4 protein-coding genes are annotated in these 4201 nt (G+C 58.7%); 2 read left to right on the forward strand and 2 right to left on the reverse strand.

The window, feature by feature from the left end:
• Nucleotides 1–204: OsmC family protein (locus AC1D1X_RS16945; protein WP_477698715.1), on the forward strand; the 204-nt coding region annotated here is incomplete at its 5' end.
• A gap of 96 nt (nt 205–300) precedes the next feature.
• Here AC1D1X_RS16945 and coq7 read toward each other — a convergent pair.
• Nucleotides 301–930 (reverse strand): 2-polyprenyl-3-methyl-6-methoxy-1,4-benzoquinone monooxygenase, encoded by a 630-nt coding sequence (coq7, locus tag AC1D1X_RS16950; protein ID WP_477669922.1) that lies wholly within the window; start codon nt 928–930, stop codon nt 301–303.
• Between the two features lie 137 nt (nt 931–1067).
• On the reverse strand, nt 1068–2357 hold the full coding sequence (locus AC1D1X_RS16955) for a porin (protein WP_477669921.1): 1290 nt from the start codon (nt 2355–2357) through the stop codon (nt 1068–1070).
• 764 nt (nt 2358–3121) lie between these two features.
• On the opposite strand from AC1D1X_RS16955, the gene AC1D1X_RS16960 reads away from it, so the two are divergent.
• Entirely contained in the window at nt 3122–4183 is a 1062-nt protein-coding gene (locus AC1D1X_RS16960) for a porin (protein ID WP_477669920.1), read from the forward strand.
• The last annotated feature ends 18 nt before the right edge of the window (nt 4184–4201 follow it).

The following is a 4201-nucleotide window of genomic DNA, read 5'->3' on the forward strand; positions in this document are numbered from 1 at the left end:
GTCAAATTGAGTGCCGAAAGGGCGCCTGTCGACCCCAAGGTGTTTACCAAAATCCACATGCATTTTGTCGTGACAGGCCGTGGCTTGGCCACCAGCGCAGTGGAACGCGCGGTCGCCATGAGTCACGACAAATACTGCTCGGCCACCATCATGCTGGCGAAAACAGCAGAGATCACGACCAGCTTCGAGGTCATCGAAGCTTGAGATGATTTTGGCCTCTTTCCCTTTGTAGATAAGCGCAAGCAGCTATTAAATTTATAGCATGTGGTTGTGCCGGCTTGCGCTGCAGCGACAGAAACCTCAGATGTAGTGCGCCGTTGTTGTCATGACACGCGCCGCAGAGCGCATCAGGGCCTTGACCGGCTCGGGTAACTGCAGCGCGCCGGCCTGCTCGGCATCGCGTGCATGCAGCGCTTCATCGTCTTTCATTTGCGCCACGATGGCGCGCGACTCATGGTCGCCTGCCGGCAGGCGCTCCAGGTGGCTTGCCAGGTGCGCTTCAACCTGGCGCTCTGTCTCCACGACAAAACCCAGGCTCAGGCGATCACCGAGCCGGCTCGCGACCAGGCCCAGGCCGAAGGCGCCGGCATACCAGAGCGGATTGAGCAGGGAAGGCCGGGCGCCGAGTTCGTCGAGCCGGGTTTTTGTCCAGGCGAGGTGGTCACCCTCTTCACGGCTGGCCTGCAGGAAGTGCTCTCGCAGGGCCGGGTCGCGGGTACCCAGGGCCTGCGCGGCGTAAAGGGCCTGCGCACAGACTTCACCCACGTGGTTGACGCGCATCAGTGCGCCTGAACGCACCTTGTCCTGCGCGGCAAGCTCGGTTTTCTCACCGGGTACGGTTGGGCAGGTACGGCTGGCGCGCGGGGCGGCAAAAAGCGTGCGAAGGGCGCCGTCGGCGGCATTGAGTGCGGTATCGAGTGCGGTGGTCATGGTGCTTCGGTTCTTAGGGACGGAATGGTTCCATGTTATCCCTCGTCCGGTGGAATGGAAACGGCCACAAAAAAGCCCCCATGCGGGGGCTTTTATGAAAGGAAGGCCGGATCGGGATCCGGACGCAACCTTGATCTTTAGAACGTGTGGCGAATACCCAGGGCGATGTTGGTGGAGCCAACGCCTGCAGCAGACGTCACGCCGCCGAGGAAGCCATTGCCACCAGGGGCTGCCTGGCCTGAGCCCTTGTTGTCGAAGCGGGTCAGCACGGCATTCAGGTTGGTGCGCTTGGACAGCGCATAGGTGTAGGTCACGCCGTATGAGCTTGTGTCGGCATCTGCTGGACGCTTGTCATCAAGGCGGTTGTACGCCACAACCCATGTGTGTGGGCCGCTGGTCATGCGGTAACCGATGTGCGCCAGGTTGGCGTCCTGCCGGAAGGCATTGTTGTAGGCGGCTTGAAAGGCTGCGCCTACAGCTGCGCTACCGCTAGCGGTGGTAACGGTTGCGCCGATGGTGGAGAGGCCGCTTGGGTTGTCATCCTTGATCGTGGCGTACTGGCCGTACAGGGTACCGGGGCCTACGTCAACCGTTCCGCCCAGTACATTGTTTTCCAGTGACTTCTGACCGAGCTCATTGTTGCGCTGGTTGCGGCCAAAACCGAGGGAGAATCCGTTGCCTTTGTAGATGACCATGCCGCCGAAGAAACGGCTGGCGGAGTTGCCGACCGTCGCGGTAGATGCCTCTCCAGCGCCATACATCAACGCTGCGGTGACGCCGCCTGTCTGAATGCCGTATTGCAGCGTATTGCTCAGGCGAATGTCGAAAGCCGGCGGGAAGCTGGCAATCTGGCCGGCTGCCAGGCTGGACTGGGTCTGGGACGCGTCAAAGGTGGCGCCAACCAGGTAGCCAGGCGTGTACTGGCGGCCGAGTGTGAACGCGCCGACCGGCGTGATCAGGCCCACGAATGACTGACGGTCGAACAGCCGGCTGCCTGTGGTACCAGGCAGGTTCACGCCAATCGTGCTTCCGATCGATGAATTTACAGCAGTGATCAGCGCGGCCGTAGAAGCTGCCGGAATGGGAAGCGTGGTCAAGCCAAGTCCTGCGGCGGTAGACATGCGATCCGGCATTTGAGTACCAGAGGCTGCTGAATTCGACATGGCTCCCGTGTCGACTTCAAAACGGTTCTCAAGCGTAAAAATGGCCTTGTAGCCGCCGCCGATGTCTTCGGTCCCGCGCAGGCCGAAGCGTGAACCTTCCATGATGCCACTGGCAATGTGGGTGATCGCCCCGCTTCGCAGGCCGGTGACATGGTTGACGCCGCCATCAACAATGCCATACACGGTCACAGTGCTTTGTGCCATGGCAGCGGAAGTGGACAAAAGTCCCATGATCGCAGTTGCAACGAGGGTCAGTTTTTTCATGGAGTCTCCAGAGAGTTTTAATTGAGGGAAAACCTTCGCAGTCATTGCCGTAAATGCACACACCGGCTTGACTCGATGGAGCAAAGATTAGTGGGGATGCGGCGGCCCGTAAAGAGAGGCAATACGGGGGGTATCACTTTTGCGACAGGGGAAAACCCGATGTTTTCCTGCCCCGGTTGATGTTGGCGGCAAACCTTGGGAGGCTGCCAGGAAATTGTGTTTCCCCTCTCAAATTCTGATGCTGAAGATCGTTTTAAGCGAGGCTGGAGAACGACGCAGTCATGCGCAACCGGTGGCTAGGGTTTGACCTCTAATCCGGGGCGTCTGGCGGGTTGGCGGCAGCAGAGTGACTCGCGTTTACAACGGTTCATGCCACATTGCGCCAGCCTGTCCCCTTTCCTGCCTGTTTTTTTGAGCCATAACGCTTCCCGGAGACAAAAAACGACTTGGGTTTGTGTTTTTCACCAAGGCAGGGCATCTGGGGGCGGGTGCCCTGCTTTGGGGCGGCCTGCCTCGGCTGCCTGGAAGCTTCCCTCGTACGGCATCGCCCGGCCGGCGCATTCGTGCGCGCACCTCCAGCGTGCGCAAAATGCGATGCGTTGTTAGGGACCAACAACTCGGGTATGAACGTTGCTAATAGTAGAGATAAGGCTTGGTGTGATTTGTGACTCTTTGGTTAAATCGGTCTAAGGGTAGTCACTGAGCCCTTATAAATGTTTGTTTCGTAGCAGTGTTTTGTTTTCCACCTTTTTGGAGATTTTCTAATGATGAAGAAAAGCCTAGTTGCTTTGGCTGTGCTGGCAGTTTCCGGCATGGCTTCTGCCCAGTCCACCGTGACCGTTTATGGCCTCGTGGACGCTTGGGTTGGTACCGTCAAGGACAACAACATCAGCCAGTCCGGCGTGAACGTTGCCCATCCTTTTTCCGGTAGCGGTGGTGGTCTGCAGACCAGCCGTTTCGGCCTGAAGGGTTCTGAGGACCTCGGCGGCGGCCTGAAAGCCAACTTCCTGCTGGAAGCCGGCTTTGACCCCAGCACCGGTGCTGCAAACAACTACACCAACCCCTATACCGCCGCGACTTCCAATGCAATCTTTGGTCGTCAGTCCTGGGTTGGTCTGTCTGGTGGCTTCGGTGAGCTGAAGCTCGGCAAAATGTGGACCCCGTACGACATGGTCAAGGGCTCCGGTGCCGCTGGCTTTGACTCGCTCCTGTTCGCGCCTTCCACCAGCGTGTGGGCCAGCAACAGCTACCAGGATCGTCCAGGCAATTCCGTGTACTACCAGACCCCCGACCTGGCTGGTTTCTCTGCTGCTGCGATGTACAGCTTCGGCGAAAACAAAACCGCTACTGTCAGCGCCGGCAAGATCGCCAGCTTTAACGTTGCTTATGCAAACGGCCCCATCGGCGCTTCTTTGGCCTATCAGACCGAAAAAGCCACTGGTGCCAGCACTGCCATCAAGTACACGCAGTTGAACGGTTCGTATGACTTCGGCGTGGTCAAGCTGCTCGGTGCTTACGGTACTGTGAAGAACGGCACCACCCCCGTGACCGGTTTGGCACAGGACAAAGCGACAGAGTATCAAATTGGCCTTGACTTCCCAGTCAACAGCACGTTCACCCTGTCCGGCGGTTATGCCCGCTCCAAGAGCACCCGCCCAGCTGGTGCTTCCGAGCTGAAGCGTACCGGCTATAGCCTGGCTGGTCTGTATGCGCTCTCCAAGCGTACGAACCTGTACGCTGGTGTTCAGAGCGGCAAGGAAACCGGTGCCGGTGTGACCGATCGCAAGACCAGCACCTACGGTGTTGGCGTTCGCCACACGTTCTAATCCAGGTTGGATCTAAAC

Source organism: Polaromonas sp. P1_G4 (assembly GCF_056405475.1).